This window comes from Mycolicibacterium flavescens, from assembly GCF_001722335.1.
Lineage (GTDB): Bacteria > Actinomycetota > Actinomycetes > Mycobacteriales > Mycobacteriaceae > Mycobacterium > Mycobacterium flavescens.
The window spans coordinates 39,433-66,267 of record NZ_MIHA01000022.1; the positions used below are offsets into that span (position 1 = coordinate 39,433).

The following is a 26,835-nucleotide window of genomic DNA, read 5'->3' on the forward strand; positions in this document are numbered from 1 at the left end:
TCGAGGTGTCCTGATCTCTCGAATCCTGGTCGCCGGGCTCGGCAACATCTTTCTCGGGGACGACGGCTTCGGTCCCGAGGTGATCCGACGCGTGCCCGCCGGACTCGATCGTCCACAGGTTCGGGTCCGGGATTACGGCATCGGAGGCATGCATTTGGCGTACGACCTGCTGGACGGCTGGGATGCCCTCGTGCTCGTCGACGCGATCCCGAGCCGCGGTGTGCCCGGCACAGTCCATGTCTTCGAAGCCGATCTGCAGACTCGGCGCGACATCTCGGGTCTGGATGCGCACGCGATGGATCCGGCCGCGGTGTTCGCCGGCCTGGGCGCACTCGGCGGAAACCCGCCCTACACAGTGGTGGTCGGCTGCGAGGCCGGGTGCGTCGACGAGGGCATCGGCCTCTCCGATGCTGTCGCGCAGGCGGTGCCGGAAGCGGTGCGCACCATTGACGCTGTGGTGGCCGGGCTGCTGGCCCGCTCCCCGGTGGCGGAGGGCTGACCGATGTGTCTCGGGATTCCCGGACAGGTCGTCTCGATGCTGGACGGCTACGGCGGCCAGCTTGCCCTCGTCGACGTCGCCGGAGAGCACCGCAAGGTCAACGTCGGCATGCTGCCCGAGGAGACGTTCTCGGCCGGCGACTGGGTGATCATCCACATGGGATTCGTCATGGAGAAGACCGACAAGGCCGGGGCCGACGCCGCGCTGGCGGGCCTTCAGCTGTTACGCAGAGGCGAACCCGCCCCGGGGCTGGCGGAGTCACCATGACCATGACCACCCGGCGCTGCCTGCGCGTCCACGTACACGGGGTGGTACAGGGCGTCGGTTTCCGGCCATTCGTCTACACGACGGCCGCCGCGCTGGGGTTGAGCGGCAGTGTGCGCAACGACAGCGCTGGGGCGGTCATCGAGATCGAAGGTGACACCGCAGACGTCGGCACCTTCTTGAACCGGCTACGTGACCGTCCGCCGCCGCTTGCGGTGATCGAATCGATCGACATCGAGCGGCTTTCACCGGCAGGCGGGACAGGATTCGTCATCGTCGGCACGTCGCGCGCAGACGGCGGGCGCACATTGGTGTCTCCTGATGTCGCGATGTGCACCGACTGCGCCGCGGAGCAGCGCGACCCCGCCAACCGGCGATACCGGCACGCCTTCGTCAACTGCACCAACTGCGGCCCCCGCTTCACGATCGTCGCCAGCCTGCCCTATGACCGACACACCACGACCATGGCGCCGTTCCCGATGTGCGCGGCCTGCGCCCGCGAGTACCGCGATCCCGCCGACCGCAGGTTTCACGCCCAACCGGTCTGCTGCCCCGACTGCGGACCCACGCTGACGTACCGCGACGGCAACGGTATGACGACTACGGGCGAGGCCGCGCTCCGAGACGCACGGCGCCTGTTACGCGAGGGCGGGATCCTCGCCGTCAAGGGCATCGGTGGCTACCACCTGGCCTGTGACGCGGCCGACGGGCGCGCCGTCACCGAACTGCGGCGGCGAAAGCGCCGCGGCGACAAGCCGTTCGCGGTGATGGCGACCGATCTTCACACGGCCCGAGGGTTGGCCGAGATCGACGCGGCGTCGACGCAACTGCTCACCGGCCCCCAACGTCCCATCGTGCTGGCGCCCCGGCGGGACAACGCCCCGGTCGCCGAATCGGTGGCTCCGCACAACCCGGACCTCGGCATCCTGCTCGCCTACACACCGCTGCACAAGCTGCTGTTCGGCCTGCCGGGCGACGAACCGGGCCCCACCGCGTTGGTGATGACGTCGGGCAACCTTGCCGGTGAGCCGATCTGCATCAGCGAGGAATTTGCCGTCGAGCGGCTCGCGCACCTTGTCGACGGCTGGCTCATGCATGACCGGGAGATCCTGGTGCCCTGCGACGACTCTGTCATGCGGGTGGTTTGTGGTGCGGAGTTACCGATCCGGCGCTCACGGGGTTACGCGCCGCTGCCGGTGGCGTTGCCGGTGCCGGTGCCGCCGTCGCTGGCGGTCGGTGCCGACCTGAAGAACACCATGGCGGTGGCGGATGGCCGGTACGCGTGGTTGAGCCAGCACATCGGTGACATGGACGACCTGGCGACGCTCTCGGCGTTCGATTCCGCGCAGCGGCACCTCACGGCGTTGACGACGGTCGCGCCGGAGGTACTCGTCGCCGACGCGCATCCGCTGTATCGCTCCACCATGTGGGCACAACGCAACGCGGCCGGGCGCCCGGTCAGGATGGTCCAGCATCATCACGCTCACGTGGCGGCCGTGATGGCCGAACACGGACTCGACGGCTCCACCCAGGTTCTCGGGTTCGCGTTCGACGGAACGGGCTACGGATCCGACGGCGCTGTCTGGGGCGGAGAAGTGCTGCTGGCCAATTACAAAGGCTTCCAACGGCTCGCTCACCTGAAATATGTACCGCTACCCGGCGGGGACATCAGCGTGCGGCGCCCGTATCGCATGGCGTTGGCACATCTGCGGTCGGCCGGCATCGCGTGGGGCCGCAATCTGCCGTCGGTTTCGGCGTGCCCGCCCGATGAACGCTCAGCGCTGGCTCGCCAACTCGAGACCGGTCTCGGTTGTGCCCCGACTTCCAGCATGGGCCGATTGTTCGACGCGGTGGCCTCGCTCATCGGGGTGCGCCAGATCGCGACCTACGAAGCCCAGGCAGCCATCGAGCTGGAGGGCATCTCCCGCGACATCGACTGCGGTTCAGGATCCTACGAGTTCGGCCTCGCCGCCCGCGAGGCAGCGGTGCTGATGGATCCGGCTCCTACGCTGCGGGCCGTGGTCCGCGACCTCCGAGCCGGTGTGCCCCCGCCCGTGATCGGAGCACGGTTCCATCGCGCGGTCGCCGATCTGGTCGTTAACCTCGCCTGCGCGCACGCCGACCCTTCTCGACCCGTGGCGCTGTCGGGTGGGGTGTTTCAGAACGCTCTGCTCCTCCAACTGACGCGCAACGGCCTACACGCCCGGGGCCTTCAGGTGCTCACACACCGCACGGTGCCGGCCAACGACGGCGGTATCGCGCTGGGCCAGCTGATGGTGGGGAATGCCGGATGAGTCACAACAGGGCGCCTGAGGGCCATTCGTTGTTCGGCCGGTACGCCTACCCACCGAACGAACTGGGCTATTGCGGGCCGACGACTGATGGGAGCGTTTCCGGGCTGGCCGCGCGGGCAGAGGATTTCGACGGCACTTGGCCGTACCTGTCTGCCATCGCCGAGGCCGTCGGCGCCACCGACGTGCTCGACGAGGAGGTCGTCCGCAATTATTGGGTCGGTGGCCGGGGGTTGGGCAAGGTCGACCCCGCGCAACTTCTCACCCGACTGCGCGCGGCGTTCACCGGCCAGGTCACCGGACTGCTCGACACCGTGCCCGCTACCGCGAAGGTGCTCGCCCACCACAGCTTTCACGTCTTGGTCGTCTATCCGTGGACGAGGTTCCTGAGTCGTGACGCGACGACTGCGGTCGGTGTGATGCAGGACTGCCGCATCCGGTGGGGAACGGTCCTGAACGTCGCCGGTGATCAGACGGAGATCGCGTCGCGTCCCCTGCAATACACGAGCGGCCGACTGCGACTCGGCGATCCGCGCTGTGAGCGAGTCGGATGGAGGAAGGGCGAGCTGACGCTGGCCCCCGCGCCGAAACCGGGCGCAGTCGTCTCCGCGCATTGGGACTGGGTCTGCGCGACGCTGAGCGACGAGGAAGGCGCGGAACTCGAGGCGGCTACTCAGGCAACTCTTGATCTCGTCAATTCGGTTATCGGACAGGAACAGTCGAAATGACCACCGTTGATCGCCCCTACGTCGACGAAGAGCTGTCCGCAGATCTCGCCGCCGCCGCACTGAATCTGGCCTGCAGGTTCCACAAGGGCGCCACGCTGTGGGTGATCTCCCCGCAATGGGAACCACACGCTCACCACATCGCCGTGGAGTTCGTGCATCCGGTCATAATGGGCAAACGGGCCCTGCCGTCGGTTGCCCTCGTCGAACCGGACCCGGTGGCCCAAGCGAGGGTGGCCAGCCGCCCTGGTGATCTGTTGATCGCCGTGGCATCGGCGGACGAGCCGTCGGTCGTCGACGCCATGCGCCGGGCGCAGGCGTGGGGCGTCCTGACGTTGTGGATCGGTTCGGGCCCGCGCCCGCCGGCGGGTGCGGCCAACCACATCCTGTGGATCGACACCGACGATCCGATGGTGCCGGCCACCGGCGCATTCGTGCTGATGTATCACCTGCTGTGGGAGCTGACCCACGTTTGCTTCGAGCATCCTGGTTTGCTGAAACCGGCGGAGTGCGCCGACGAGCCCTGTGTGACGTGCAGTGACGAGGGTCGGCTCGGTGAGGTGCTGGCCGAACCCGCCGACGCCACGAGTTCGGCGCTGGTACGCACCGCCGACGGCGAAGAGTGGGTCGACGTCACGCTGATCGGAGCCGTCGCGCCCAACGACCTCGTCCTGTTACACACCGGAGCCGCCATCACCCGCATCGACCCCGAGGAGGTGCGTCGATGACCGACTCCGACGCCACCGGCTTCCTGTATCCGTTCATCGAGTCCGAGGAGACCGACGCGGCAAGTCTGCTCACCGATCTCGCGGCCTCGGCCCGCGGTAAGGCCGCGGAAAGCTCACGGCTGCAAAGAGAATCGCTCGAAGAGTACGGTGCCTCCCTGACCGTTGCCGGAACGCAGATGGCCGAGCGGTTCCACCGGGGGGGCCGGCTCTACACGTTCGGCAACGGTGGCAGCTCCACCGACGCCGCGACGTTGGCGTCGCTGTTCAGCAGACCGGCACGGGGCCGACCGATCGCCGCCTGGTCGCTGGCCGCCGACAACGCCGTGGTGACCGCACTGGGCAACGATGTCGGGTTCGAACTGATCTTCAAGCGTCAGATCATCGCCCACGCCCGTGACCGCGATGTTGCGATCGCGCTATCCACATCCGGCAACTCCGACGACCTGATGACCGCGATCACCGAGGCCAGAGAACGCGGGCTGCTGACCATCGGCTTCTCCGGCCACGACGGCGGTCGTATGGCAGCCGCCGATGACCTCGACTTCTGCTTCACCGTCCGCTCTCAGTGCATCCACCGCATCCAGGAGAGCCACGCGATGCTCGGCTACCGACTCTGGTCGGTGGTGCAGGTCCACATGCAGTCACTCAGGCGGACGATCACCGCCCGCGCACTGGACGGAGCACACGCGATATGACACAAGCAACAAGCGCGGCCGACCGCGAGGATCGCGTGCTCGAACGCATCGACAAGTTCCGCCGGCGTCGGCCGCGTCTGCTCGACGACGTGGTGACGCTCGCGCACGGGGCCGGGGGCAAGTCATCGGCCGCCCTCGTGGACGCGGTCTTCCTCGAAGCCTTCCGCAACGACGAACTCGAACAACTCGGTGATGCTGCGGCGCTTCGCATCCCGTCGGGGGAACGGTTGGCGTTCTCCACGGATTCGTATGTGGTTTCGCCGCGGCGCTTTCCAGGTGGGTCCATCGGCCACGTCGCCGTGCACGGCACCATCAATGACCTGGCTGTCTCGGGTGCTCGGCCACAGTGGCTGTCAGCGGCGTTCGTGATCGAGGAGGGATTCCCGATCGCCGAACTGCGTGAGATCGTCGCCGACATGAGCGAAGCGGCGCTCAAGGCGGGAGTGCAGATCGTCACCGGTGACACAAAGGTCGTCGGTAAGGGGGCAGCCGATGGGGTGTACATCTGCACCGCGGGGCTAGGGCAGGTACCCGAGGCCAGGCAACTCTCGCGTGACCTCGTCAGAGCCGGTGACAAGGTGCTGCTGTCCGGCACCATCGGCGAGCACGGGATGGCGGTCATGCTGGCCCGCGGCGATTTGGCCATTGACGCCGACATCGCCTCCGACACCGCGCCGGTGCACGAACTCGTCGAAATCCTGTTGGCCGCAGCACCGTCGACACGCTGGATGCGCGATGCGACACGCGGCGGTGTCGGCACGGTGGCCAACGAACTGGTCAAGGACGCCCCATTCGCGCTTATCCTCGACGAGGACAGACTCCCGGTCCAACCCCAGGTGCTGGGCGCGTGCGACATGCTCGGCATCGACCCGCTGTACGTGGCGAACGAGGGCAAGTTCATCGCCGTCGTGCCCGCCGACGAGTCGGGCGCTGCGGTCGCCGCGTTACGCGCGCATCCGCAGGGTATGCAAGCCGCCGTCGTCGGTGAGATCGTTCCGAACCCGCACGGAATCGTCGCGCTCCGAACCTCTTTCGGTGGCAGCCGGATTGTCGACATGCTCGTCGGTGACCCGCTGCCGCGGATCTGTTGAAAGGAATCTGAGGATGTGTCTTGGCATTCCCGGTCAGGTGGTCGACATCGTCGACGCCGAGCAGTCGCTGGCCACAGTCGCCGTCAACGGCGTGCGGCGGACCATCAGTGTGCGACTGCTGGCCGACGACAACCTCCAGGTCGGCGACTGGGTCCTGGTTCACGTCGGGTTCGCCATGGCGAAGATCGACGAACACGAGGCCACGCTGACGCTCGATCAGGTGCAGAAGATGGGCGCCGACTACACCGCCGAGATCGAAGCATTCAACTCGTCTGAAATCGCTTGAGAGGCTTGCCATGAAGTTCGTCGACGAATTCCGTGATCCGGCAGCTGCGCGCGCATTGGTCAGATCAATCACCGACCTGGCGGGCACCGACGAGTTCAAGTTCATGGAGGTGTGCGGCGGCCACACCCACACCATCTACCGGCACGGCATCGAGCACCTGCTACCGGAGACGGTCGAGTTGGTGCACGGCCCCGGCTGCCCGGTGTGCGTCATCCCGATGGGGCGCGTCGACGACGCGATGTGGCTGGCGGAGCAACCGGATGTCATCTTCACGACATTCGGCGACATGATGCGGGTACCCGGATCTCGAGGCAACCTCATCGAGGCCAAGGCGCGCGGTGCCGACGTACGGTTCGTCTACTCGCCGCTCGATGCGCTCAAGATCGCGCTCGACACCCCGGACAAACACGTCGTGTTCTTCGCGGTCGGCTTCGAGACGACGGCGCCGTCCACCGCGGTGACGCTTGTCCGCGCCCGCGCGCTGGGCGTGCAGAACTTCAGCGTGTACTGCAACCATGTGACGATCGTTCCGCCGATCAAGGCGATTCTGGAGTCACCCGACCTTCGGCTGTCCGGCTTCCTCGGACCTGGGCACGTCTCGACGGTAGTGGGCTTGCGGCCCTACCGGTTCGTACCCGACGTATACGGAAAACCGATGGTGGTAGCGGGTTTCGAACCGCTCGACATTCTCGCGTCGGTGCACATGCTGCTGCAGCAGATACGTGACGGACGCTGCGAGGTCGAGAACCAGTACACGCGGGTGGTCCGCCCAGAAGGCAACACCCAGGCACTGAAGCTGATGGCCCAGACGTTCGAACTGCGGCCCCATTTCGAATGGCGGGGATTGGGTTTCATCTCGCAGAGCGCGTTGAGAATCCACTCCGACTACGCGAACTTCGATGCGGAACGCATATTCGCCATGCCCGGCGTGCGAGTGGCCGACCCGAAGGCCTGCCAGTGCGGCGAGGTGCTCAAGGGCGTCATAAAACCCTGGGAGTGCAAGGTGTTCGGGACCGCATGCACACCGGAGACACCGATCGGGACGTGCATGGTGTCACCCGAGGGCGCCTGCGCGGCGTACTACAACTTCGGCCGCTTGCACCGCGAAACAGCATTGGTGCTGGGTCAGCGCGCCTAGTACCGGTCCATCGAGTACGTCGCCGCAGTCGATGCGGCGGCGGGTGAGGAGTATCAGTCATGTCAGAGCCGGAAGAGCGGGGTAAGCGCGGTACCGGATCAGATCAACCATCAGGCGGGCCGGCAGATCGGCCGTCGGGCACATATCGGGGCGACGAGTCCGTTCCCGAACACGGCGACGGAGGCAACCCGGACTTCGAGACCGGTTTCACCGATGAACCGCCGAAGGACGTGAAACCGGCGGTGCCGCCCTATGAAGGGCGCCAAACCGCGGCGAAACCGGCCGGCGGCGCGGACGAGGACGATGCACGAACTGGCGGCGCGGTGAAACCTGTCACGGATGCCGACCCGAAAGCCCCGTCACCGAGTGAGACTACCGGGGGTGCCACGGCCTCTCCGGCCGAGGAACAACCGGCAGCACAAATGCCGGAATCCGATCGCGACGACGACCGGGTGGGCCCCTCCCACACCGCGGGCACCGGGCGCGCCGAGGGCAAGGGCTAGCGATCTACCACTGGTCACGCGGGACGTCGAAGTCGGCGCACAGCGCCCGCCAGACGTCGCGCGGATCGACCCCGTCCTCGATGGCCTGCGCCGCGGTCCGCCCGTCGAGGCCCGTCAGCACGTGATCCATCACCAGCGAAGCACCCCGCACGGGGCCGAACTGTCCGTCCACCAGTTCCCGGAACTCCGTCAACCGCACGAGCCCAAACTACGCCGACGCCGCTTCATGGCACACCCGTACCGGATCCTGAACTTGCGCGATCGACGCCCCCGCGCGGCGCGCGGCGTCGCGGAACCCGGGACCGGACAGCACCTCGCCGACCGCCAGTGCCAGCGCGTCGGCGCTGAGCGGGCGCACCAGTTTCGCACTCCCCTGCCGCACAACGCGATTCGCGATCTCCCACTGATCGCCACCGCCGGGCACCACGACCATCGGCACCCCGGCCAGCAGCGTCTTGGAGACCATGCCGTGCCCGCCGCCGCAGATCACGAGGTCGGCCTGTTTCAGCAGTTCGTCCTGCCGGCCCAGTCCGACCACCGCCCACGGAGGCACCGCGACGTCGGCGCCGTCCAGCCGCGACACCACCACGCGCGAACCTTCCGGCAGCCCCTCTCCGGGCTTCAGCGCCTGCAGCGCCACCTCGGCGAGCCCGCCGGCCCCTGTAGTGGCGGTCGACGGGGCGACGACGATCACCGGCCCTGCACCGGGCGGCACCTCCAGCGTCGTCGCCGTCGGCTCGAAGTGCAGCGGACCCACCACGACCGCCTCGGCCGGCCAGTCCGGGCGCGGCACCTCCAGCGCAGGCAGCGTGGCGATCAGCCGCCGCAGCGGACCCGGATCGTCCGCCGGCAGCCCGATCTCCACCCGCACGTCCGAGCGCTGCCGCATGCCTTCGCGCCACGACCGCGCCGACAGCGCCCGCATCACCGCATCACGCAGCCGGCCGCGAAGCCCTACCCCGGGGGCCAGGCCACTGCCGATCGGCGGCAACCCCTTCGACGGCCGGTACAGCGGGTGCGGGTTGAGCTCTACCCACGGCAGCCCGAGGAGTTCGGCGGCCAGGCCGCCCGCGGTGGTGATCACGTCGGAGATCACCAGGTCCGGCGCCAGCTCGCGCAGCTGTGGTGCGTTGAGCACCGCCATCCGAGCGCCGCGACGGTGGATCTTGGCGCCCGCGTCGGCGTCGTCGTCGGTGTCCGCCGGGTCCAGACCCAGCAGTTCGCGGAACTCGACCCCGGCGTCGCGTGCGGTGTCCCGCCATTGTGTGCCGGTCAGCAGTGTCGGCGAATCCCCGTCGGCGAGAAACCGAAGACACAGCGCAAGCGCGGGAAACGCATGTCCGGGGTCCGGTCCGGCAACGATCGCGACGCGCATTGGGCTACCCTGCCACAGCGTGCGGCCACTAGGCTGACCCCATGACCGACCAGGCTTCCGGTGTACACACCGATGTCGACAATGTCCGGGCGGTGGAGACCTTCCTGTACGCGCTGCAGGACGAGGACTTCGACGTGGCCGACACCCTGCTCGCCGACCACGCCGAGTGGCACAACGTCGGCTACCCCATCATCCGCGGCCGTCAGCGCATCATCGGGCTGATGCGCCGCGGTCAGGGCCGCTTCGGTTTCGAGGTCAAGATTCACCGCATCGCGGCCGACGGTAACTCGGTGCTCACCGAACGCACCGACGCCCTGGTGCTGGGACCGGTGCGTCTGCAGTTCTGGGTGTGCGGAACCTTTGAGGTGCACGCCGGTCGAATCACGTTGTGGCGCGACTACTTCGACACGCTGGACTTCCTCAAGGCCATTGTGCGCGGGCTGGCGGCGACGGTGTTCCCGTCGCTGCGCCCGACCATGTAGTCACGCGCCGCGGACGTGGCCCAGTTCGTCGAAGGCCTGCGCCCAGCCGACGAGCCGGTCGGTGGCGCTGGACAACTCGTCGCGGTAACGCTGCTGCCACATCGGTGAGGTCGACGCCGGCCCGGAGTTGGCGGCCGACACGAGTTGCGCTGCGGCGGTGACCATCTCGTTGTACTGACGGGCGCCGTGCTCGAGTTGCGCGGTGAACGCCCCGATCGTGGGAACCAGATGCGCGCGCGACTGCGGCGCCGACCCGATCGCGCGTTCCATCGAGACCACCTCGTTGGCGGTCGCGGCCATCGTCGCCGCCGTGTGGTTGGCGGCGGCGGTGATCTCACGCAGTTCGGCGGCGGGCAGCATCCGGCCACGCTCCATCACCCCGACCAGTGAATGCAGCCCGCGTTCGGAGGCGGCCAGCGCGGCCATCGGCTGCCGGGCCGCCGATCCCCACGGCGGAAGCCGACGTCCGGCCCGGGATCGCTGCGGCGGCAACGGTTCAGCCTTGAGCCAGCGGTAGCGAAGGAACGTCAGCGTCGCCAGGAACGCCGCTCCGGCGGCGATCGGCGCCGGGATGAACAGCGCCCACCACGGCGTGCTCCACGCCGCCAGCAGCGCGGTCACCCCGATCCACAACACGCACGAGAACGCGAAGAACACCGTCAACCGCAGCGCCCACCGCCGTTTCCGCAGCAGCTTCGCGCGCGGATCGGCGGCGGCGCTGAGTTTCGCGGCCAGCACGTCGGACCATTCGGCGGCGGTGTCCACACCGCGTTGCACCAGCGAACGCCAGGCTTCGGGCCGACTACTCATGACATTCCTCGGAACCTACTGTGACAACGGGTTTTCGGGTGTCGCCTGCGTGGGGTTGGCGGCCGGGGTGGCCGGCGATGCCGCGGTGTTGCCGCCCGCTGGCAGCTGCTCACCGCGCATCGAGGCACGGATCTGCTCGAGCCGCGAGTGGCCCGCCATCTGCACGCTGGCCTGCTGGACCTCCATCATGCGGCCCTGCACCGAGTTCTGCGCCAGCTCGGCCTCGCCCATCGCGTTGGCGTAGCGACGCTCGATCTTCTGGCGCACCTCGTCGAGGCTCGGCGTGGTGCCCGGGGCGGCCAACTCGCTCATCGACCTCAGCGACGAACTGACCTGCTCCTGCATCTTGGCCTGCTCGAGCTGGGACAGCAGCTTGGTGCGCTCGGCGATCTTCTGCTGCAGCATCATCGCGTTCTGCTCGACGGCCTTCTTGGCCTGGCCGGCGGCCTGCAGCGCCTGGTCGTGCAGACCCTTGAGGTCTTCGACGCTCTGCTCGGCGGTCACCAGCTGGGCGGCGAACGCCTCGGCGGCGTTGTTGTACTCGGTGGCCTTGGCGGCGTCACCGGCCGCGGTGGCCTGATCGGCCAGCGTCAGCGCCTGCCGGACGTTGACCTGCAGCTTCTCGATGTCGGCGAGCTGACGGTTCAGCCGCATCTCGAGTTGGCGCTGATTGCCGATGACCTGCGCGGCCTGCTGGGTCAGCGCCTGGTGCTGACGCTGGGCGTCCTCGATGGCCTGCTGGATCTGCACCTTCGGGTCGGCGTACTCGTCGACCTTGGAGCTGAACAGCGCCATGAGGTACTTCCACGCCTTGACGAACGGATTGGCCATTTCAGTTCACTCCGCCTTCGTGTCTCTGGGTTGTCCCGGCCTCACCGATTCCCGGCTCACCGTGCTGCCCAATCTATCGGGTCAGCGTGCCTCACCACACCTACAAGGCAGGCTCAGGCCACCGCCATCGACACGACCTGCGGGATGACGACCTTGGTGGCGGCGTCGATGTTGGCTGTGCCTGCCGCAGCGACGGCGGCGGTCTCCTCGCGCTGCATCTCCTCGCCGGCGTCGGAGAGCACCCGTGACAGCGGGATGTCGAGAGCGCCGCAAATCGCGCTGAGCAGTTCGCTGGAGGCTTCCTTGCGTCCGCGTTCGACCTCGGAGAGGTAGCCCAGGCTGACGCGCGCCGTGTCGGAGACCTCCCGCAGCGTGCGCCCCTGATCGACACGGGCCCGACGCAGCACGTCGCCGATCACCTCGCGGAGCAATGCCGTCATCGTGCTCTCCCTTCCGGGGTCAGTGGGGGCTTACTAATAGCGCAACGCCGCGCCCTGCCCGGTTGGTTCCCGCCGGGACCCGATCAATTCGAGTTCACTGTGCGGCGATGGTGGCCCGCAGCCGCGCGAGCGCTTCCCGCACGGCCGCGAGGCGGATCTCCCAACGCGCGCCGGCCAGGGCCAGTTGGACGGCGTCGGTGGTGACCGGGCCCGCGATGCCCAGGAACACGGTGCCGACGGGATGCCCGCCGTGCGGTTCGGGACCGGCGACCCCGGTCAACCCGACACCCCAGGTGGCTCCGCAGCGCTGCTGAGCGCCGACGGCCAACGCCCGGGCGGTGGGCGCCGCGACGGGACCGACGTCGTCGAGCACCTCGCGGGGCACCCCGGCCAGCGCGACCTTGGTGTCCTCGACGTAGGTGATCAGGCCGCCGCGCAGCACCGCGCTGGCGCCGGCGACCCCGGCCAGGGTCGCGGCCAGCAGGCCCGCGGTCAGCGATTCGGCGGTGGCCACGGTCTGGCCGCGCACGGTCAGGTCGGCGACCACCGCGCGGGCGGTGTCATCGACCAGGGGGTCGTCCACGCGAGTCCTTGATCGCCGAGACGACGTAGTCGACCCCGGTGGCGACGGTCAGCACCAGCGCCGCCCACATGATCACCCACGCCGCCGACAGCCAGGCCCCCGACAGCGGCAGCACGAACAACCCGATCGCCACCGCCTGCACCAGCGTCTTGAGCTTGCCGCCGCGGCTGGCCGGGATCACGCCGTGGCGCAGCACCGCGAACCGCAGCACTGTGATGCCGACCTCCCTGACCAGGATCACGATGGTCATCCACCACGGCAGGTCGCCGAGCATCGAGAGCCCGATCAACGCGGCACCGATGAGTGCCTTATCGGCGATGGGATCGGCGAGCGCGCCGAACTCGGTCACCATGCCGTAGCTGCGCGCCAATGCACCGTCGAGCCGGTCGGTGATGACCGCGACGCAGAACACGATGAATGCCGCTATCCGCCAGAATGTTTCATGCCCGTCGCCGACGAACAGCAGGGCCAGGAAAACCGGGACCAACGCGAACCGCACGCCGGTGAGCACGTTGGCGATGTTGGCCACCCGGGCGCGCGGCACCACCGGATCGATATGAGGTTGGCCCGCCACCGCCACAGAATATCGGTAGTCCGAACCGATACTCTCCACCTGTGAGCCTCGAATCCGGCCAGCTCGTCGTGCGACGCGCGCGGACCACGGATGTTCCCGCCATCAAATCCTTGGTGGACATCTATGCCGGCAGGATTCTGCTGGAGAAGAATCTGGTCAACCTGTACGAGGCGGTGCAGGAATTCTGGGTGGCTGAACTCGACGGCGAGCTGATCGGCTGCGGCGCCCTGCACGTGCTGTGGTCCGATCTGGGCGAGGTTCGTACCGTCGCGGTACACCCGAAGGTGCGCGGCCAGGGGGTCGGGCATGCGATCGTCGACCGGCTCCTGGTCGTGGCTCGCGAACTGCAGCTCGAACGGATCTTCGTGCTGACCTTCGAAGTCGCATTCTTCAGCAGGCACGGGTTCCGTGAGATCGACGGCACACCGGTGACCGCCGAGGTCTACGAGGAGATGTGCCGCTCGTACGACACCGGCGTCGCCGAGTTCCTGGACCTGTCCTACGTCAAGCCCAACATCCTCGGCAACACGCGAATGCTGCTCACCCTCTAGTGGTTTCGGTGCGCTGGCCGCCCGGCGATCGGTAGCGCCCCGAAATCACTCGTCGTCGTCGGGCTCGCCGCCGTTGGCGTCCGACCCGCCGCGAATCAGGGCCAGGGTCGCGGCCAACTCGTCCGGCTTGACCAGCACCTCACGGGCCTTCGACCCCTCCGAGGGGCCCACGATGTTGCGCGTCTCCATCAGGTCCATCAACCGGCCGGCCTTGGCGAACCCGACGCGCAGCTTGCGCTGCAGCATCGAGGTCGAACCGAACTGGCTGGACACCACCAGTTCGACCGCCTGCAGGAAGACGTCCATGTCGTCGCCGATGTCGGGGTCGACGTCGGTGCGTTCACTGTTGGTCTTTGCGTTGGTGACACCCTCGGTGTACTCGGGCTCGGCCTGCGCCTTCGTCGCGTCGACGACCGCACCGATCTCCTCGTCGGTGATGAACGCGCCCTGCAACCGGATCGGCTTGTTGGCGCCCATCGGCAGGAACAGCCCGTCGCCCATGCCGATCAGCTTCTCGGCGCCCTGCTGGTCGAGGATGACGCGGCTGTCGGTCAGCGAGGAAGTGGCGAACGCCAACCGCGAGGGCACGTTGGTCTTGATCAGGCCGGTGACGACGTCGACCGAGGGCCGCTGCGTGGCCAGCACCAGGTGGATACCGGCCGCGCGGGCCTTCTGCGTGATCCTCACGATCGCGTCCTCGACGTCGCGCGGCGCGGTCATCATCAGGTCGGCCAACTCGTCGACGATCGCGATGATGTACGGGTACGGCTTGTACTCGCGCTGGCTCCCCAGCGGTGTGGTGATCTCGCCGGAGCGCACCTTCTTGTTGAAGTCGTCGATGTGCCGCACCCGCGACGCCTGCATGTCCTGGTAGCGCTGCTCCATCTCCTCGACCAGCCAGGCCAGCGCGGCCGCAGCCTTCTTGGGCTGGGTGATGATCGGCGTGATCAGGTGCGGAATGCCCTCATACGGCGTCAGTTCCACCATCTTCGGGTCGATCAGGATCATCCTGACCTCCTCCGGGGTGGCCCGCACCAGCAGCGACACCAGCATCGAGTTGACGAAGCTCGACTTGCCCGAACCCGTCGAGCCGGCGACCAGCAGATGCGGCATCTTGGCGAGGTTTGCCGAGATGTATTCGCCCTCAATGTCTTTGCCGAGACCGATGACCAACGGATGGTGGTCGCTGCGGGTTCCGGGGTCGGTGAGCACGTCGGCCAACCTGACCATTTCCCGGTCGACGTTGGGTACCTCGATGCCGACCGCGGACTTGCCGGGGATCGGCGCCAGCATCCGGACGCTCTCGGTCGCGACCGCGTACGCGATATTGCGTTGCAGCGCGGTGATTTTCTCGACCTTCACGCCGGGCCCGAGTTCGACCTCGTAGCGGGTGACCGTCGGCCCGCGGGTGCAGCCAGTGACGGCCGCGTCGACCTTGAACTGTTGCAGCACTTCGCTGATCGCCTCGATCATGCGGTCGTTGTTGGCGCTGCGCCGTTTGGGCGGGTCGCCGGCGATCAGCAGTTCCAGCGACGGCAGCGCGTAGGGACCTTCGACCACCCGGTCGATCGAGAGGGTCTGCGCTTTGGCCGGCTTCTTCTTGCGCGGCTTGGGCTCCGGGACCGTGGGCGCCTCGTCCTCGAGCGGGTAGTTCTCCATCGGCGTGCCGCCGACGGACGGCGCGGTTCCGCCCGGCCATGGCTGGGCCTCGTCACCGGCCGGGTCGCCGGGCGGCAGCGCGTTGTCGTAGTAGCCGTCGGAGAAGTCCTCGGCCTCGCCGATGACCTCGGTGTCCTCGTCGTCGTACTCGTCGTCGTAGTAGTCCTCGTCGTATCCGCGGGTGGAGAACATCGCGCGCACGGTGGAGGGCACTTCGCGGATCGTCGTCCCGGTCACCAGCAGCACACCGAACAGCACGCCGATGAACAGCAGCGGCGCGGCGATCCACGCGGTGAGACCGTCGGAGAGGGGACCGCCGATCGCGAACCCGAAGAAACCGGCGGCGCGCTGACGGTCGGTGGGGTCCTGCGGGGAACCGGCCCACAGGTGCCACAGCCCCAGCGCGGGCAGCGCGATCATCACCGAGCCGAGGATCAGCCTCGGCCGCGCGTCCGGATCCGGTTCGGTGCGCATCAGCGTGATGCCGATGACGGCGAGCACGAGCGGCACCAGCACCACGGCCGCGCCGATCAGGATCCGCACGAAGCTGTCGATCCACGCGCCGACCGGGCGCGCGGCGTCGAACCAGGACGAGGCGGCGACGACGACGGCCAAGCCCAGCAGCGCGAGCGCCAGGCCGTCGCGGCGGTGGCCCGGTTCCAGGTCACGCGCACGGCCGACGGACCGGGCGGTGCCGCCGGCACCCCTGGCCAGCATCATCCAGCCCGCCCGCACGCCGCGGCCGACGGAGACGCCGGCCGCCGAGACCGGCGACGATTTGCGGCGAGGGGCCGGTTTGCGGCGGGGGGCGGTGCGGCTGCTCGCCCGAGAACCGGCCTTTGACCTGCCCGAACCGGTCCGAGAGCGCGCAGCGGTCTTACTAGGCATGCTCGTAAGACTAGTCCCTTGAGTCCCAGAATCACCATCTGCCACACGGGTCACAGATGGGTATCAAAAGGTGGCCGATCGCGGCATAGCGTGCGTCCATGAGCGAACCAGAACCCCTGCCCACCACGACGAAGCTGCTCTGCGTGGCCTACGCCGTGATCGCGGTCGTCGCGCTGATCGCGACGTGGAGTCAGAACCTGACCTACGCCGGCCGCGGCGCCGACTTTGCAACCGCGTTCTGGGAGGACACCAAGACGACCGCCGCGGCACGGTCGATAACTGCTGATATCGCGCTGTTCCTGCTGGCAGCGGTCATTCTCATGGTTTATGAGGCACGGAAGCACGGCATTCGGTTTGTCTGGGTGTACGTCATCGCCTCGTTCTTCATCGCGGTCAGCGTGACGTTTCCGTTGTTCCTGCTGGCGCGTGAACTGAGGATCCACCGGTCCGCGGCGCCGCGGATCGGGGCTGGCGACAAGGTGGGGCTCGCGCTGGTGACCGTCGGGGTCGCGGCGTTCACGATCTGGGTCGACGTGCTCTGAGAACCGGCGGCAAGCGTGAGTAGGCTGCATTCGTCCAGCAGGCACTCACCGAGGAGTCGAACCGCTCATGCCGATCGTCGTCGTCGCGACCATGACCGCCAAACCCGAATCTGTCGACCTGGTTCGGCAGGCCTGCAGGACCGCGATCGAGGCCGTGCACCAGGAACCCGGCTGCGAGCTGTACGCCCTGCACGAGTCCGACCGGACCTTCGTTTTCGTCGAGCAGTGGGCCGACGAGGATGCGCTCAAGACTCACAGCGCCGCGCCCGCGGTTGCGACGCTCTTCGGCACCGTCGGCGAGCACCTCGACGGCGCGCCCGACATCAAGATGCTGCAGCCGGTCGTCGCCGGCGACCCGAGCAAGGGCTCGCTGCGTCCCTGATGGCTCCACTGGAGGGCAAAGTCGCGTTCATCACCGGCGCGGCGCGCGGGCAGGGACGCGCCGAGGCGGTCCGTCTGGCCGCCGACGGCGCCCACATCATCGCCGTCGACATCTGCGGCCAGATCGCGTCGGTGCCCTACCCGTTGGCGACGCCGGATGATCTGGCGGCGACGGTCAAGCTCGTCGAGGACACCGGCGCGCGAATCGTCGCACGGGAGGCCGATGTCCGTGACCAGGACGGCCTGGCTGCGGCACTGCAGGCCGGTCTCGACGAGTTCGGCCGCCTCGACATCGTGGTCGCCAACGCCGGTATCGCGCCGATGCAGTCCGGCCGCGAAGGGTGGCGCGACGTCATCGACGTCAACCTCACCGGCGTGTACCACACCGTCGATGTCGCCAAGGAGTCGCTCATCGCGCACGGTGGCGGCGGATCGATCGTGCTCACCAGCTCGGTGGCGGGCCTCATCGGCGTCGGCAGCGACGATCCCGGCGCGATCGGGTACGTCGCCGCCAAGCACGGCATCGTCGGGCTGATGCGGCTGTACGCCAATCTGCTTGCCCCGCACAATATCCGGGTTAACAGCGTGCACCCCGCCGGGGTGGACACGCCGATGATCAACAACGACGCCACCCGCGCGTGGTTGGGCAGCATCGCCGAGAAGAGCCCGCAGGAGATGGGCAACGCGCTGCCGGTGCAGGTGCTGCAACCGGAAGACATCGCCAACGCGGTCGCGTGGCTGGTGTCCGACGAAGCGCGCTACCTCACCGGCGTGGCGCTTCCAGTAGACGCGGGATCGGTCAACAAGCGCTGACCGCCCGGCGGGTCCGCCGAGTGAGAAGCCATGGTCGCGATCAGCCCGTTCCAACGACCGGGAACGCTATTTCGGCGGACGAAGGTCAGATCTCGATGACCGTCGGCACGATCATCGGCTGCCTGCGATAGGTCTCCCCCACCCACTTGCCGACGGCGCGACGCGCGGCCTGCGCGATGCGGCTGACATCGGTGACCCGTTCGGCAGCAAGCGTTTCCAGCGCTTCCTCGACCTTGCGGGTGGCCACCTCGAGCGCTTTCGGGTCTTCGGAGAACCCGCGCGAGTGCAGATGCGGCGGGGCCACCGGCTTGCCGGTGTTGCGTTGCACGACGACAGTGATGCCGATGAAACCCGAAGACAGCGTGAGCCGTTCGCCCACCACTGAATCTCCGACGTCGCCGGTGATCAACCCGTCGACGAACATCTTGCCGGTGGTCACCGCGCCGGCGATCGTCGCCCGGCCTGAGACGAGGTCGACGCTGACGCCGTTCTCGGCGATCACGATGTTGTCCTCGGGAACGCCGGTGCGCGCGGCCAGGGCGGCGTTGGCGCGCAGCATTCGCCAGGTGCCGTGCACGGGCATCACGTTGCGCGGCCGTACCCCGTTGTAGAGGAACAGCAGCTCGCCGGCGTAGGCGTGTCCGGAAACATGCACGCGCACTTGCGCGTTGGTGACGACCCGGGCGCCGATCTTGGCCAGCGCGTCGAGCACGCCGAAGATCGCCTCCTCGTTGCCGGGGATCTGCGACGAGGACATGATGATCAGGTCGTCGGCGGTCAGCGTGATGCTGCGGTGCTCGCCGCGCGACATCCGTGACAGCGCGGCCATCGGCTCGCCCTGGGTGCCCGTGGTGACGAGCACCACCCGTTCGGGCGGCAGTAGCTCGGCGGCGCCGATGTCGATGATGTCGTCGTCGTTGGCCAACGTGAGGTAGCCGAGTTCCTTGGCGATCCCCATGTTGCGCACCATCGAGCGCCCGACGAACGACACCTTGCGCCCGAGCGCCACCGCCGCGTCGACGATCTGCTGCACCCGGCCGACATTGGACGCGAAGCAGGCCACGATCACCCGGCCCTTGGCGCCGCGCATCAGCCGGTGCATGTTCGGGCCGATCTCACTCTCCGACGGGCCAACGCCGGGGATCTCTGAGTTCGTCGAATCGCACAGGAACAGGTCGACCCCGGCGTCGCCGAGCCGCGACATGCCGGGCAGGTCAGTCGGTTTGCCGTCGGGCGGCGACTGGTCGAGTTTGATGTCACCGGTGTGCAGCACGGTGCCCGCGCCGGTGTGGATGGCGATGGCCAGGCAGCCCGGAATCGAGTGGTTGACCGCGAAGTACTCGCATTCGAACACGCCGTGCCGCGAGCTCTGGCCCTCGTCGACCTCGACGAACACCGGCTTGATGCGGTGTTCGCGGCACTTCTCGCCCACCAGCGCCAGCGTGAACTTCGATCCGACGACCGGGATGTCGGGGCGCAACTTGAGCAGGAACGGGATGGCGCCGATGTGGTCTTCGTGCGCATGGGTCAGCACCAGCGCCTCGACCTCGTCGAGTCGGTCCTGGATCAGGCGCAGGTCGGGCAGGATCAGGTCGACGCCGGGCTCGTCGTGCGTCGGGAACAGCACACCGCAGTCGACGATCAGCAGCCGGCCCAGATGCTCGAAAACGGTCATGTTGCGGCCGATTTCGTTGATCCCGCCAAGCGCGGTGACGCGCAGAGCACCCGGGGCCAGCGGCCCCGGCGGGTTGAGTTCGGAGTCCACTACCGCAGCACCGCGGCCGCTCGCATGTCCGCGGCGAGCGCCTCGAGTTGTGCCGGGCTGGCGGGAATCTGGGGCAACCGCGGGTCACCGACCTCGAATCCCAGGAGCTTGAGCCCCGCCTTGGACAGAGTGACGCCGCCGAGACGCGCCTGCGCGTTGCTCAGCGGCCCGAGCGTGACGTTGATCTTGCGCGCGGTGGCGATGTCGCCGGACTGGAACGCCGACAGCATCTCCCGCAACTGGCTGGCCACCAGATGACCCCACACGCTGACGAAGCCGACCGCGCCCATCGCCAGCCACGGCAGGTTGAGCGAGTCGTCGCCGGAGTAGTAGGCCAGGCCGGTCTCGGCGATGATCTGCCCGCCGCCGTGCAGGTCGGCCTTGGCGTCCTTGACCGCGACGATGTTCGGATGCTCGGCCAGAGTGCGCAGGGTGTCCCATTCGATCGCGATCACCGACCGCGGCGGAATGTCGTAGAGGATGACCGGCAGGTCGGTGGCGTCGGCGATCGCGGTGAAGTGCGCCACCAGACCGGCCTGCGGCGGCCGTGAGTAGTACGGCGTCACCGCCAGCAGCCCGTGGGCGCCCTCGGCGGCCGCGCGCCGGGCGGCGTGCACGCTGTGCGCGGTGTCGTAGGTACCGACGCCGGTGACGATCCGAGCCCGGTCGCCGACCGCGTCGAGCACGGTCCGCAGCAGGACGATCTTCTCGTCGTCGGTGGTGGTCGGCGACTCGCCGGTGGTGCCGGAGAGCACCAGACCGTCGCAGCCGGCGTCGATCAGGTGGGTTGCCAAGCGGGCCGCGGCGTCGGTGTCCAACGACCCGTCCGGCTTGAACGGAGTCACCATCGCGGTCAGCACGGTGCCCAACCGGGCCGTCACGTCGAATCCGCTGGTGCTCACGCGGCTCAGATTACCCGCTCAGCCTCACGCTTCGGTCGCCAGAGGGGAGGTTGCGACCTCCGTGCCGTCGGCCAGCGTGACGATCTCGAAGTCGCTGAACACCTGGGGCGCGACGTCAGTCAGTTGCCGCAGGCATTCGATCGCGAGTCGGCGGATCTCGACGTCGGCGTGCTCGCTGGCCCGCATGGCGATGAAGTGCCGCCACGCCCGGTAGTTGCCGGTGACGACGATGCGGGTCTCGGTGGCGTTGGGCAGCACGGCACGGGCGGCTTGACGTGCCTGTTTGCGCCGCAGCACCGCGTTGGGCTGATCAGCGAACTTGGCTTCCAACCGCTGCAGCAGCCGGGTGTAGGCGGCCCGGCCGGCATCAGCGGCCTCGGTGAGGATCTCGGTCAGCTCGGGGTCGTCCTCGATGCCCGGCGGCGCGACGACCTGCGCGTCGTGTTCAGGGACGAAGCGCTGCGACAGCTGTGAGTAGGAGAAGTGCCGATGCCGGATCAGCTCGTGGGTGCACGACCGGGAGATGCCGGTGATGTAGAACGACACCGACGCGTGCTCGAGGACCGAGAAGTGCCCGACGTCGATGATGTGACGGATGTACGTGGCGTTGGTGGAGGTGCGCGGGTTGGGTTTCGACCAGCTCTGATAGCACGCCCGGCCGGCGAACTCGACCAGCGCGGGGCCTCCGTCGGCGTCGGTGTCCCACGGCACCTCCGGCGGCGCCGAGAACTCGGTCTTGGCGATCATCTGGACGCGCAGCGGCGTGGTCTCGGCCACGGCTCACCCTAACGTGGCGCCCCGGTTTAGCCGGATCGGCCGCGGGGAACAAAGCGGATCTCACTCGGCGTTACCCAAGCGCCGATCTTTGAGGAGTGTGATCAATGGCCACCGATTACGACGCCCCCCGCGTCAAGGAAACCGACGAGATCGCCGACGAGTCACTCGACGAGCTCGCCGCACGGCGCCGGAACCAGGCCGACGTGGCGGTGCTCGATGTCGATGACGACGGTGACCCGGTCGATTCGATCGTCCTGCCGGACGTCGATCTGTCGGGTGAGGAACTCACGGTCCGGGTGATCCCGAAGCAGGCCGACGAGTTCACCTGCTCGAGCTGCTTCCTGGTGCAGCACCACAGCCGACTTGCGTTGCAGTCCGGCGACCGGATGATCTGCGCGGACTGCGCCTAGTTCTCTCTCCGCCGAGTGTGGGGTCGAGGCACGCGGAACCACCGCGAGAGGTGCCTCAACCCAACACTCGGCGCAGAGGCCGCACGAGGTCGCCGGTGCCGCCGACACTGACGTCCGACAACCCGAGCCACGACGCCATCGTCCTCAGCTCGCCCGCCAACGCGTCGGCCACCCGCGCCGGCTGCCGGCCCGGCTCCACGAACGCCCCCACCACATTGAGCACGTCACCCGTCCGGTCCGCTTTCAGATCGACGCGCCCGACCAGTTCGCCGTCGAGCAGGAACGGCCACACGTAATACCCGTACTGCCGCTTCGGCGCGGGCGTGTAGATCTCGATGCGGTACCGGAAGCCGCCGAACAACCGCTCCACCCGCGGCCGGAAGAAGATCAGCGGATCAAACGGGCACAGCAGCGCCGTTCCCCGGTCCCGGCGCGGAATCGCCTGCCCCGCGCGCAGATACGCCGGCTGCTTCCAGCCGTCCACCTCGACCGGTTCCAGCGCGCCATCGGCGACCAGCTTCGCGATCGCCGGTTTCGCGCGCGCGGGTGACACCCGGAAGTAGTCGCGCAGATCCTGTTCGGTGGCCACCCCCAGCGCTCCCGACGCCCGCAGCATCAGCTCGCGCACCGCGTCGGCCTCGTCGATCTCGCGGGCCAGCACCTCCGGCGGCAGCACCCGTTCGGCGAGGTCGTAGTGCCGCGCGAATCCGACCCGCGTCGCCGTCGTCAGCACCCCGGACGCGAACAGCGCCTCGGTCACCCACTTCGTGTCGCTGCGGTCCCACCACGGCCCCTTGCGGCCGCGTTGCTCGGCGCCGAGGAACTCCTCGATCTCGCCGGCCGTCGACGGCCCCAGCTCGCTCACCGCGGCTACGACGTCGTCGACCAGCTTGGCGTTCTTCTTGACGATTTCCCGCCCCCACCGGCCGTGGGTGTACTCGCGCATCCGCCAGCGCAGCAGCGGCCAGTCCTCCACCGCCATCAGCGCGGCCTCGTGCGCCCAGTACTCGACGAGGATCCGCGGGGACCGCGCCGAATGGCTCCACGCCGCCCGGTCCAGCACGTCGCGGTCATACGGTCCGAGCCGGCTGAACACCGGCGCGTAGTGCGCGCGCACCGAGACCGACACCGAGTCCAGCTGCAGCACCTGGATCCGCGAGATCAGCCTGCGCAGGTGCGCGCGGGTGACCGGCCCCCGCGGCCTGCTCTCCGCGAACCCCTGCGCCGCGACGGCGACGCGCCGCGCTTGGTCGGCCGTGAGTCTGGTCGGCACGTTCCCCATCCTGCAGCAGACCACCGACACCGCATCCGCGGAAGAGCGGTCAGGCCCGCCGGTAGGTGTAGTACCGGTACCGCAGACCCGAGGTGCTGACCTGCCAGACGCCGGCCTCGCCGACCCAGTCCTCGTCGAGGACCGGCGCCAGCGCGTCGTCGTCCTGGCGGTGCAGGTCGAGGTCGACCTCGGTGACCTCACAGCGGGTGGCGACCGGCAGCGCCAGCGAGTAGACCTCGTTGCCGCCGATCACCCACACCGGGTCACCGGTCAACGCGTCCTCGAGTGAGGACACCACCCGCGCGCCTTCGGCGACGTAGCCGGGCCGTCGCGTCAACACGACATTGTCGCGGCCCGGCAGCGGCCGGACCTTGGCCGGCAACGACTCCCAGGTGCGCCGGCCCATCACGACCGTGTGCCCCATCGTCAGTTCCTTGAACCGGGACTGGTCCTCGGGCAACCGCCACGGGATGCCGCCGTTGCGGCCGATGACACCCGAGGACGACTGGGCCCAGATCAGCCCGACCTGCGCAGACCTCATATTCATGATTCGGCCCTGCAAGCAAACCTCATACGGCCACCGGGGCCTTGATCGCCGGGTGCGGGTCGTAGTTGAGAATCTGGACGTCCTCATAGGTGTAGTCGAAGATCGAATCCCGTGGCACCAGAACGAGTTCCGGGTACGGCCGCGGGTCGCGGCTGAGCTGCAGCCGCACCTGCTCGACGTGGTTGTTGTAGATGTGGCAGTCACCGCCGGTCCAGATGAACTCGCCGACGCCCAGGCCGGCCTGCGCGGCCATCATGTGCGTCAGCAGCGCGTAGCTGGCGATGTTGAACGGCACGCCCAGAAACAGGTCGGCGCTGCGCTGGTAGAGCTGGCATGACAGCTTGCCGTCGGCGACGTAGAACTGGAAGAACGCGTGGCACGGCGGCAACGCCATCTGCGGGATCTCGCCCACGTTCCAGGCCGACACGATGTTGCGCCGCGAGTCCGGATCCGACTTGAGCAACTGCAGCGCGTTGCTGATCTGGTCAATGTGCTCGCCGGAGGGGGTGGGCCACGACCGCCACTGCACACCGTAGACGGGGCCGAGATCGCCGGTCTCCGTAGCCCATTCGTCCCAGATGGTGACGCCATGCTCCTGCAGCCAGCGCACGTTCGAGTCGCCGCGCAGGAACCACAGCAGCTCGTAGACGATCGACTTGGTGTGCACCTTCTTGGTGGTGATCAGCGGGAAACCCGCGGTCAGGTCGAAGCGCATCTGATGACCGAACAGGCTGACCGTGCCCGTGCCGGTGCGGTCGAGTTTGGGTGTGCCGCGTTCGAGGACCAACGCGAGCAGGTTCTCGTAGGGCGTGTCGATCGGCACGCCGGTCAGCTTACTTCGGCCGCGAGCGAGTAGAACGGAAGCCATGCCGAGTATCAACGCGACCATCGACACCGCCGACGGTTCCTGCCCCGCCACCCTGCACACCCCCAACGGTCCCGGCCCGTGGACCGGCGTCGTCATGTACGTCGACGCCGGCGGCGTGCGCGACACCTTCCAGGAGATGGCGGCCCGGCTGGCCGGTTTCGGGCACGCGGTGCTGCTGCCCGACGTGTACTACCGCCACGGCGACTGGGAGCCGTTCGACATGCGCACCGCGTTCACCGAGCCCGACCAGCGCACGCGCCTGTTCTCGATGATCAAGTCGATCACCCCCGACATGATGGCCTCCGACGCCGAGGCGTTCTTCGACTTCCTCGCCGGCCGGCCCGAGGTCAAGGGCGACGCGTTCGGGGTGTGCGGCTACTGCATGGGCGGGCGCACCTCGGTGATCGTCGCCGGCCGGGTCCCCGACCGGGTGGCCGCCGTCGGCTCGTTCCACGCCAGCGGGCTGGTCACCGACGAACCGGCCAGCCCGCACCTGCTCGCCGACCGGATGAAGGCGACTGTCTACGTGGCCGGCGCCAAGGGCGACAGCGGTTTCACCCGCGACCACGCCGACACCCTCGACAAGGCCCTGACCGCGGCCGACGTCGCGCACACCATCGAGTTCTATCCTGCCGGGCACGGTTTCGCCGTCCCCGACAACGCGCCGTATGACCACGAGGCTTCCGAGCGGCACTGGATCGCGCTGCAGGAGCTGTTCGAATCCGCGCTGCCCAATTGACCCTGAGGCCGCACGCGACGGCGGCTCGATACGCAACGATGGGCGCATGGAGGACCACGACGGAGAGCACGGCGACGTCGGCGAACGCATCGACCCGGTGCTCGCCCGCAGCTGGCTGCTGGTGAACGGCGCCCAGTACGAACGGTTCGGGCCGGCGGTGCGCTCGCGCGCCGACATCGTGGTCCTCGACATCGAGGACGCGGTCGCGCCGAAGGACAAGGTCGGCGCCCGTGACAACGTCGTGCGCTGGCTCGGCGAGGGCAACACCGACTGGGTACGCGTCAACGGTTTCGGCACGCCGTGGTGGGCCGACGATCTCGACGCCCTGAAGACGACGTCGGTCGGCGGGGTCATGCTGGCGATGGTCGAGTCCGTCGACCACGTCACCGAGACCGCCAAACGCCTGCCCGGTGTGCCGATCGTCGCGCTGGTGGAGACAGCGCGCGGGCTCGAACGGATCACCGAGATCGCCGCCGCCAAGGGCACGTTCCGGCTGGCGTTCGGCATCGGCGACTTCCGCCGCGATACCGGCTTCGGCGACAATCCGACCACGCTGGCCTACGCGCGGTCGCGGTTCACCATCGCCGCCAAGGCCGCGCACCTGCCCAGCGCGATCGACGGCCCGACGGTCGGGTCGAGCGCGCGCAAGCTCAGCGAGGCCACCGCGGTGTCCGCCGAGTTCGGCATGACCGGCAAGATCTGTCTGACGCCCGAGCAGTGCCCCACCGTCAACGAGGGCCTGTCCCCGTCGCCGGAGGAAATCGCCTGGGCGAAGGAGTTTTTCAGCGAGTTCGAGCGCGACGGCGGCGAGATCCGCAACGGCTCGGACCTACCCCGCATCGCCCGGGCGAACAAGATCCTCGACCTGGCCCGCTCCTACGGGATCGAGGTCTCGGAGTTCGACGATGTCGACGACCCCGCGCACATCCCGGCGCCGTCGGACACCTACCACTACTGAGAGCGACCGCGCGACAGCGTCCGCAGCGACCGGATCACCCCGCGGGCGGCGTAGATGCCGGCCACCACGGTGGCCACGATCATCACGACGAACATGACCAGCCAGTTGGTTCGGTCGTGGCTGACGTTCCACCAGACGATGGTGAACAAGATGGCGCAGATGAACACGACGATGTCGCGCCAGTTGCCCTCGTACGACATCGCCGCGCTGCGCAGTTCGCGGCTCTTCTCCGTCGTCGTGATCAGGTCGTCGATGCGTTGGTCGATGCTCGCCCGCAACCGCTCCTTGAGTTCGGGCCGGTCCTCGGGGATGCGCTCGAGCAGGTCGAGGTCCTTGGCGATCATCGCGCGAAAGTCCGGTCCGCGCAGATTCCCGGCGGCGATCCCGAGCAGCGCGCCACCCGCGACCGGCGCTGCGCCCAAGGCGATTTCGGCAAACCCCGGCATG

General features: G+C 68.3%; 32 protein-coding genes. 17 read left to right on the forward strand and 15 right to left on the reverse strand.

The genetic code is table 11. The features are described 5' to 3' along the window. Nucleotides 1-10 precede the first annotated feature (10 nt). The 9 genes from BHQ18_RS23730 to hypD are packed head-to-tail and all read left to right on the forward strand — an operon-like array spanning nt 11 to nt 7,717. Entirely contained in the window at nt 11-499 is a 489-nt protein-coding gene (locus BHQ18_RS23730; RefSeq protein ID WP_069416107.1) for a hydrogenase maturation protease, read from the forward strand. A gap of 3 nt (nt 500-502) precedes the next feature. Then, nucleotides 503-766 (forward strand): HypC/HybG/HupF family hydrogenase formation chaperone, encoded by a 264-nt coding sequence (locus tag BHQ18_RS23735; RefSeq protein ID WP_069416108.1) that lies wholly within the window; start codon nt 503-505, stop codon nt 764-766. A 2-nt stretch (nt 767-768) separates the two neighbouring features. Beyond that, a complete protein-coding gene (gene hypF / locus BHQ18_RS23740; protein ID WP_069416109.1) occupies nt 769-3,057 on the forward strand; it encodes a carbamoyltransferase HypF in 2,289 nt (762 codons plus the stop codon). Continuing rightward, complete coding sequence (locus BHQ18_RS23745; RefSeq protein WP_069416110.1) at nt 3,054-3,782, forward strand: DUF6390 family protein; 729 nt, start codon at nt 3,054-3,056, stop codon at nt 3,780-3,782. The genes hypF and BHQ18_RS23745 overlap by 4 nt, the downstream gene beginning before the upstream one ends. After that, complete coding sequence (locus tag BHQ18_RS23750; protein WP_069416111.1) at nt 3,779-4,507, forward strand: HypC/HybG/HupF family hydrogenase formation chaperone; 729 nt, start codon at nt 3,779-3,781, stop codon at nt 4,505-4,507. Before BHQ18_RS23745 ends, BHQ18_RS23750 begins: the two co-directional genes overlap by 4 nt. Further along, complete coding sequence (locus BHQ18_RS23755; RefSeq protein ID WP_069416112.1) at nt 4,504-5,202, forward strand: D-sedoheptulose-7-phosphate isomerase; 699 nt, start codon at nt 4,504-4,506, stop codon at nt 5,200-5,202. Before BHQ18_RS23750 ends, BHQ18_RS23755 begins: the two co-directional genes overlap by 4 nt. Further along, complete coding sequence (gene hypE / locus BHQ18_RS23760; protein WP_069416113.1) at nt 5,199-6,293, forward strand: hydrogenase expression/formation protein HypE; 1,095 nt, start codon at nt 5,199-5,201, stop codon at nt 6,291-6,293. Before BHQ18_RS23755 ends, hypE begins: the two co-directional genes overlap by 4 nt. A gap of 13 nt (nt 6,294-6,306) precedes the next feature. Continuing rightward, nucleotides 6,307-6,579, forward strand: coding sequence for a HypC/HybG/HupF family hydrogenase formation chaperone (locus tag BHQ18_RS23765; protein WP_069416114.1), 273 nt, complete (start codon nt 6,307-6,309; stop codon nt 6,577-6,579). Between the two features lie 10 nt (nt 6,580-6,589). Further along, complete coding sequence (hypD, locus tag BHQ18_RS23770; RefSeq protein WP_069416115.1) at nt 6,590-7,717, forward strand: hydrogenase formation protein HypD; 1,128 nt, start codon at nt 6,590-6,592, stop codon at nt 7,715-7,717. 507 nt (nt 7,718-8,224) lie between these two features. Here the strand turns inward: hypD and BHQ18_RS23780 are convergent. Both BHQ18_RS23780 and BHQ18_RS23785 read right to left on the reverse strand, forming a co-directional pair. Then, nucleotides 8,225-8,419, reverse strand: coding sequence for a DUF3046 domain-containing protein (locus BHQ18_RS23780; protein WP_069416117.1), 195 nt, complete (start codon nt 8,417-8,419; stop codon nt 8,225-8,227). 9 nt (nt 8,420-8,428) lie between these two features. Beyond that, entirely contained in the window at nt 8,429-9,595 is a 1,167-nt protein-coding gene (locus BHQ18_RS23785) for a glycosyltransferase (protein ID WP_069416118.1), read from the reverse strand. A 41-nt stretch (nt 9,596-9,636) separates the two neighbouring features. Between BHQ18_RS23785 and BHQ18_RS23790 the strand changes: the two genes are divergently transcribed. Next, a complete protein-coding gene (locus BHQ18_RS23790; RefSeq protein ID WP_069416119.1) occupies nt 9,637-10,077 on the forward strand; it encodes a limonene-1,2-epoxide hydrolase family protein in 441 nt (146 codons plus the stop codon). Here BHQ18_RS23790 and pspM read toward each other — a convergent pair whose 3' ends face one another. The 5 genes from pspM to pgsA form a co-directional block, all read right to left on the reverse strand. Beyond that, nucleotides 10,078-10,887, reverse strand: coding sequence for a phage shock envelope stress response protein PspM (gene pspM, locus BHQ18_RS23795; RefSeq protein WP_069416120.1), 810 nt, complete (start codon nt 10,885-10,887; stop codon nt 10,078-10,080). A 15-nt stretch (nt 10,888-10,902) separates the two neighbouring features. Continuing rightward, nucleotides 10,903-11,718 (reverse strand): phage shock protein PspA, encoded by an 816-nt coding sequence (pspA, locus tag BHQ18_RS23800; protein WP_069416121.1) that lies wholly within the window; start codon nt 11,716-11,718, stop codon nt 10,903-10,905. A 113-nt stretch (nt 11,719-11,831) separates the two neighbouring features. Further along, nucleotides 11,832-12,158: a transcriptional regulator ClgR gene (clgR, locus tag BHQ18_RS23805; RefSeq protein ID WP_069416122.1), complete on the reverse strand. Its 327-nt coding sequence runs from the start codon at nt 12,156-12,158 to the stop codon at nt 11,832-11,834. Between the two features lie 94 nt (nt 12,159-12,252). Beyond that, nucleotides 12,253-12,741, reverse strand: a complete 489-nt coding sequence (locus tag BHQ18_RS23810; RefSeq protein ID WP_069416123.1) for a CinA family protein — start codon at nt 12,739-12,741, stop codon at nt 12,253-12,255. Further along, nucleotides 12,719-13,315 carry a CDP-diacylglycerol--glycerol-3-phosphate 3-phosphatidyltransferase gene (pgsA, locus tag BHQ18_RS23815; protein ID WP_069416170.1) on the reverse strand — a complete coding sequence of 199 codons (597 nt, stop codon included), beginning with the start codon at nt 13,313-13,315 and terminating at the stop codon, nt 12,719-12,721. Before pgsA ends, BHQ18_RS23810 begins: the two co-directional genes overlap by 23 nt. 68 nt (nt 13,316-13,383) lie before the next feature. On the opposite strand from pgsA, the gene BHQ18_RS23820 reads away from it, so the two are divergent. Continuing rightward, nucleotides 13,384-13,866 (forward strand): amino-acid N-acetyltransferase, encoded by a 483-nt coding sequence (locus tag BHQ18_RS23820; protein ID WP_069416171.1) that lies wholly within the window; start codon nt 13,384-13,386, stop codon nt 13,864-13,866. A gap of 45 nt (nt 13,867-13,911) precedes the next feature. On the opposite strand, the gene BHQ18_RS23825 is transcribed toward BHQ18_RS23820, so the two are convergent. Continuing rightward, nucleotides 13,912-16,413, reverse strand: coding sequence for a DNA translocase FtsK (locus BHQ18_RS23825; protein WP_205866180.1), 2,502 nt, complete (start codon nt 16,411-16,413; stop codon nt 13,912-13,914). Nucleotides 16,414-16,511: 98 nt separating this feature from the next. On the opposite strand from BHQ18_RS23825, the gene BHQ18_RS23830 reads away from it, so the two are divergent. The 3 genes from BHQ18_RS23830 to BHQ18_RS23840 all read left to right on the forward strand — a co-directional run bounded on the left by BHQ18_RS23830 (nt 16,512) and on the right by BHQ18_RS23840 (nt 18,149). After that, complete coding sequence (locus tag BHQ18_RS23830; protein WP_069416124.1) at nt 16,512-16,955, forward strand: DUF2834 domain-containing protein; 444 nt, start codon at nt 16,512-16,514, stop codon at nt 16,953-16,955. A 67-nt stretch (nt 16,956-17,022) separates the two neighbouring features. Then, on the forward strand, nt 17,023-17,337 hold the full coding sequence (locus BHQ18_RS23835) for a putative quinol monooxygenase (protein WP_069416125.1): 315 nt from the start codon (nt 17,023-17,025) through the stop codon (nt 17,335-17,337). After that, nucleotides 17,337-18,149 (forward strand): mycofactocin-coupled SDR family oxidoreductase, encoded by an 813-nt coding sequence (locus tag BHQ18_RS23840; RefSeq protein ID WP_069416126.1) that lies wholly within the window; start codon nt 17,337-17,339, stop codon nt 18,147-18,149. The genes BHQ18_RS23835 and BHQ18_RS23840 overlap by 1 nt, the downstream gene beginning before the upstream one ends. Before the next feature lie 85 nt (nt 18,150-18,234). On the opposite strand, the gene BHQ18_RS23845 is transcribed toward BHQ18_RS23840, so the two are convergent. The 3 genes from BHQ18_RS23845 to thyX all read right to left on the reverse strand — a co-directional run bounded on the left by BHQ18_RS23845 (nt 18,235) and on the right by thyX (nt 21,593). Then, the gene (locus tag BHQ18_RS23845; protein WP_069416127.1) at nt 18,235-19,914 is read right to left on the reverse strand and encodes a ribonuclease J; all 1,680 of its coding nucleotides are present in this window, start codon (nt 19,912-19,914) and stop codon (nt 18,235-18,237) included. Then, nucleotides 19,914-20,762 carry a 4-hydroxy-tetrahydrodipicolinate synthase gene (gene dapA, locus BHQ18_RS23850; protein WP_234794299.1) on the reverse strand — a complete coding sequence of 283 codons (849 nt, stop codon included), beginning with the start codon at nt 20,760-20,762 and terminating at the stop codon, nt 19,914-19,916. The genes BHQ18_RS23845 and dapA overlap by 1 nt, the downstream gene beginning before the upstream one ends. Nucleotides 20,763-20,840: 78 nt before the next feature. Further along, nucleotides 20,841-21,593, reverse strand: a complete 753-nt coding sequence (gene thyX / locus BHQ18_RS23855) for an FAD-dependent thymidylate synthase (RefSeq protein WP_069416129.1) — start codon at nt 21,591-21,593, stop codon at nt 20,841-20,843. Nucleotides 21,594-21,697: 104 nt separating this feature from the next. Here thyX and BHQ18_RS23860 point away from each other — a divergent pair, with 104 nt between their 5' ends. Then, on the forward strand, nt 21,698-22,003 hold the full coding sequence (locus tag BHQ18_RS23860; RefSeq protein WP_069416130.1) for a DUF4193 domain-containing protein: 306 nt from the start codon (nt 21,698-21,700) through the stop codon (nt 22,001-22,003). A gap of 55 nt (nt 22,004-22,058) precedes the next feature. On the opposite strand, the gene BHQ18_RS23865 is transcribed toward BHQ18_RS23860, so the two are convergent. From BHQ18_RS23865 to BHQ18_RS23875, 3 genes are read right to left on the reverse strand one after another with little or no spacing between them, the layout of a single operon-like run. After that, nucleotides 22,059-23,285, reverse strand: coding sequence for a winged helix-turn-helix domain-containing protein (locus tag BHQ18_RS23865; RefSeq protein WP_069416131.1), 1,227 nt, complete (start codon nt 23,283-23,285; stop codon nt 22,059-22,061). Between the two features lie 40 nt (nt 23,286-23,325). Next, nucleotides 23,326-23,817 (reverse strand): dihydrofolate reductase, encoded by a 492-nt coding sequence (locus BHQ18_RS23870; RefSeq protein WP_069416132.1) that lies wholly within the window; start codon nt 23,815-23,817, stop codon nt 23,326-23,328. Nucleotides 23,818-23,845: 28 nt separating this feature from the next. After that, entirely contained in the window at nt 23,846-24,646 is an 801-nt protein-coding gene (locus tag BHQ18_RS23875; protein ID WP_069416133.1) for a thymidylate synthase, read from the reverse strand. Nucleotides 24,647-24,689: 43 nt separating this feature from the next. Between BHQ18_RS23875 and BHQ18_RS23880 the strand changes: the two genes are divergently transcribed. Continuing rightward, a complete protein-coding gene (locus tag BHQ18_RS23880) occupies nt 24,690-25,430 on the forward strand; it encodes a dienelactone hydrolase family protein (protein ID WP_069416134.1) in 741 nt (246 codons plus the stop codon). 46 nt (nt 25,431-25,476) lie between these two features. Further along, nucleotides 25,477-26,388, forward strand: a complete 912-nt coding sequence (locus tag BHQ18_RS23885) for an HpcH/HpaI aldolase/citrate lyase family protein (RefSeq protein WP_069416135.1) — start codon at nt 25,477-25,479, stop codon at nt 26,386-26,388. Here BHQ18_RS23885 and BHQ18_RS23890 read toward each other — a convergent pair. Beyond that, nucleotides 26,382-26,834: a hypothetical protein gene (locus tag BHQ18_RS23890; RefSeq protein WP_069416136.1), complete on the reverse strand. Its 453-nt coding sequence runs from the start codon at nt 26,832-26,834 to the stop codon at nt 26,382-26,384. The two genes, BHQ18_RS23885 and BHQ18_RS23890, sit on opposite strands and share 7 nt — an antisense overlap. Nucleotide 26,835 lies beyond the last annotated feature (1 nt).

Excerpts from the sequence above, each read along its gene's own strand:
- BHQ18_RS23825 (WP_205866180.1), bottom strand. The coding sequence starts at position 16,413 with ATGCCTAGTAAGACCGCTGCGCGCTCTCGGACCGGTTCGGGCAGGTCA.
- BHQ18_RS23785 (WP_069416118.1), bottom strand. The coding sequence starts at position 9,595 with ATGCGCGTCGCGATCGTTGCCGGACCGGACCCCGGACATGCGTTTCCC.
- hypD (WP_069416115.1), top strand. The coding sequence starts at position 6,590 with ATGAAGTTCGTCGACGAATTCCGTGATCCGGCAGCTGCGCGCGCATTG.
- BHQ18_RS23735 (WP_069416108.1), top strand. The coding sequence starts at position 503 with ATGTGTCTCGGGATTCCCGGACAGGTCGTCTCGATGCTGGACGGCTAC.
- BHQ18_RS23865 (WP_069416131.1), bottom strand. The coding sequence starts at position 23,285 with ATGGGGAACGTGCCGACCAGACTCACGGCCGACCAAGCGCGGCGCGTC.
- BHQ18_RS23750 (WP_069416111.1), top strand. The coding sequence starts at position 3,779 with ATGACCACCGTTGATCGCCCCTACGTCGACGAAGAGCTGTCCGCAGAT.
- pspM (WP_069416120.1), bottom strand. The coding sequence starts at position 10,887 with ATGAGTAGTCGGCCCGAAGCCTGGCGTTCGCTGGTGCAACGCGGTGTG.
- BHQ18_RS23765 (WP_069416114.1), top strand. The coding sequence starts at position 6,307 with ATGTGTCTTGGCATTCCCGGTCAGGTGGTCGACATCGTCGACGCCGAG.
- BHQ18_RS23890 (WP_069416136.1), bottom strand. The coding sequence starts at position 26,834 with ATGCCGGGGTTTGCCGAAATCGCCTTGGGCGCAGCGCCGGTCGCGGGT.
- clgR (WP_069416122.1), bottom strand. The coding sequence starts at position 12,158 with ATGACGGCATTGCTCCGCGAGGTGATCGGCGACGTGCTGCGTCGGGCC.
- BHQ18_RS23880 (WP_069416134.1), top strand. The coding sequence starts at position 24,690 with ATGCCGAGTATCAACGCGACCATCGACACCGCCGACGGTTCCTGCCCC.
- hypE (WP_069416113.1), top strand. The coding sequence starts at position 5,199 with ATGACACAAGCAACAAGCGCGGCCGACCGCGAGGATCGCGTGCTCGAA.
- BHQ18_RS23860 (WP_069416130.1), top strand. The coding sequence starts at position 21,698 with ATGGCCACCGATTACGACGCCCCCCGCGTCAAGGAAACCGACGAGATC.
- pspA (WP_069416121.1), bottom strand. The coding sequence starts at position 11,718 with ATGGCCAATCCGTTCGTCAAGGCGTGGAAGTACCTCATGGCGCTGTTC.
- BHQ18_RS23745 (WP_069416110.1), top strand. The coding sequence starts at position 3,054 with ATGAGTCACAACAGGGCGCCTGAGGGCCATTCGTTGTTCGGCCGGTAC.
- hypF (WP_069416109.1), top strand. The coding sequence starts at position 769 with ATGACCACCCGGCGCTGCCTGCGCGTCCACGTACACGGGGTGGTACAG.
- BHQ18_RS23830 (WP_069416124.1), top strand. The coding sequence starts at position 16,512 with ATGAGCGAACCAGAACCCCTGCCCACCACGACGAAGCTGCTCTGCGTG.
- BHQ18_RS23755 (WP_069416112.1), top strand. The coding sequence starts at position 4,504 with ATGACCGACTCCGACGCCACCGGCTTCCTGTATCCGTTCATCGAGTCC.
- dapA (WP_234794299.1), bottom strand. The coding sequence starts at position 20,762 with ATGGTGACTCCGTTCAAGCCGGACGGGTCGTTGGACACCGACGCCGCG.
- BHQ18_RS23885 (WP_069416135.1), top strand. The coding sequence starts at position 25,477 with ATGGAGGACCACGACGGAGAGCACGGCGACGTCGGCGAACGCATCGAC.
- BHQ18_RS23870 (WP_069416132.1), bottom strand. The coding sequence starts at position 23,817 with ATGAGGTCTGCGCAGGTCGGGCTGATCTGGGCCCAGTCGTCCTCGGGT.
- BHQ18_RS23790 (WP_069416119.1), top strand. The coding sequence starts at position 9,637 with ATGACCGACCAGGCTTCCGGTGTACACACCGATGTCGACAATGTCCGG.
- BHQ18_RS23835 (WP_069416125.1), top strand. The coding sequence starts at position 17,023 with ATGCCGATCGTCGTCGTCGCGACCATGACCGCCAAACCCGAATCTGTC.
- BHQ18_RS23840 (WP_069416126.1), top strand. The coding sequence starts at position 17,337 with ATGGCTCCACTGGAGGGCAAAGTCGCGTTCATCACCGGCGCGGCGCGC.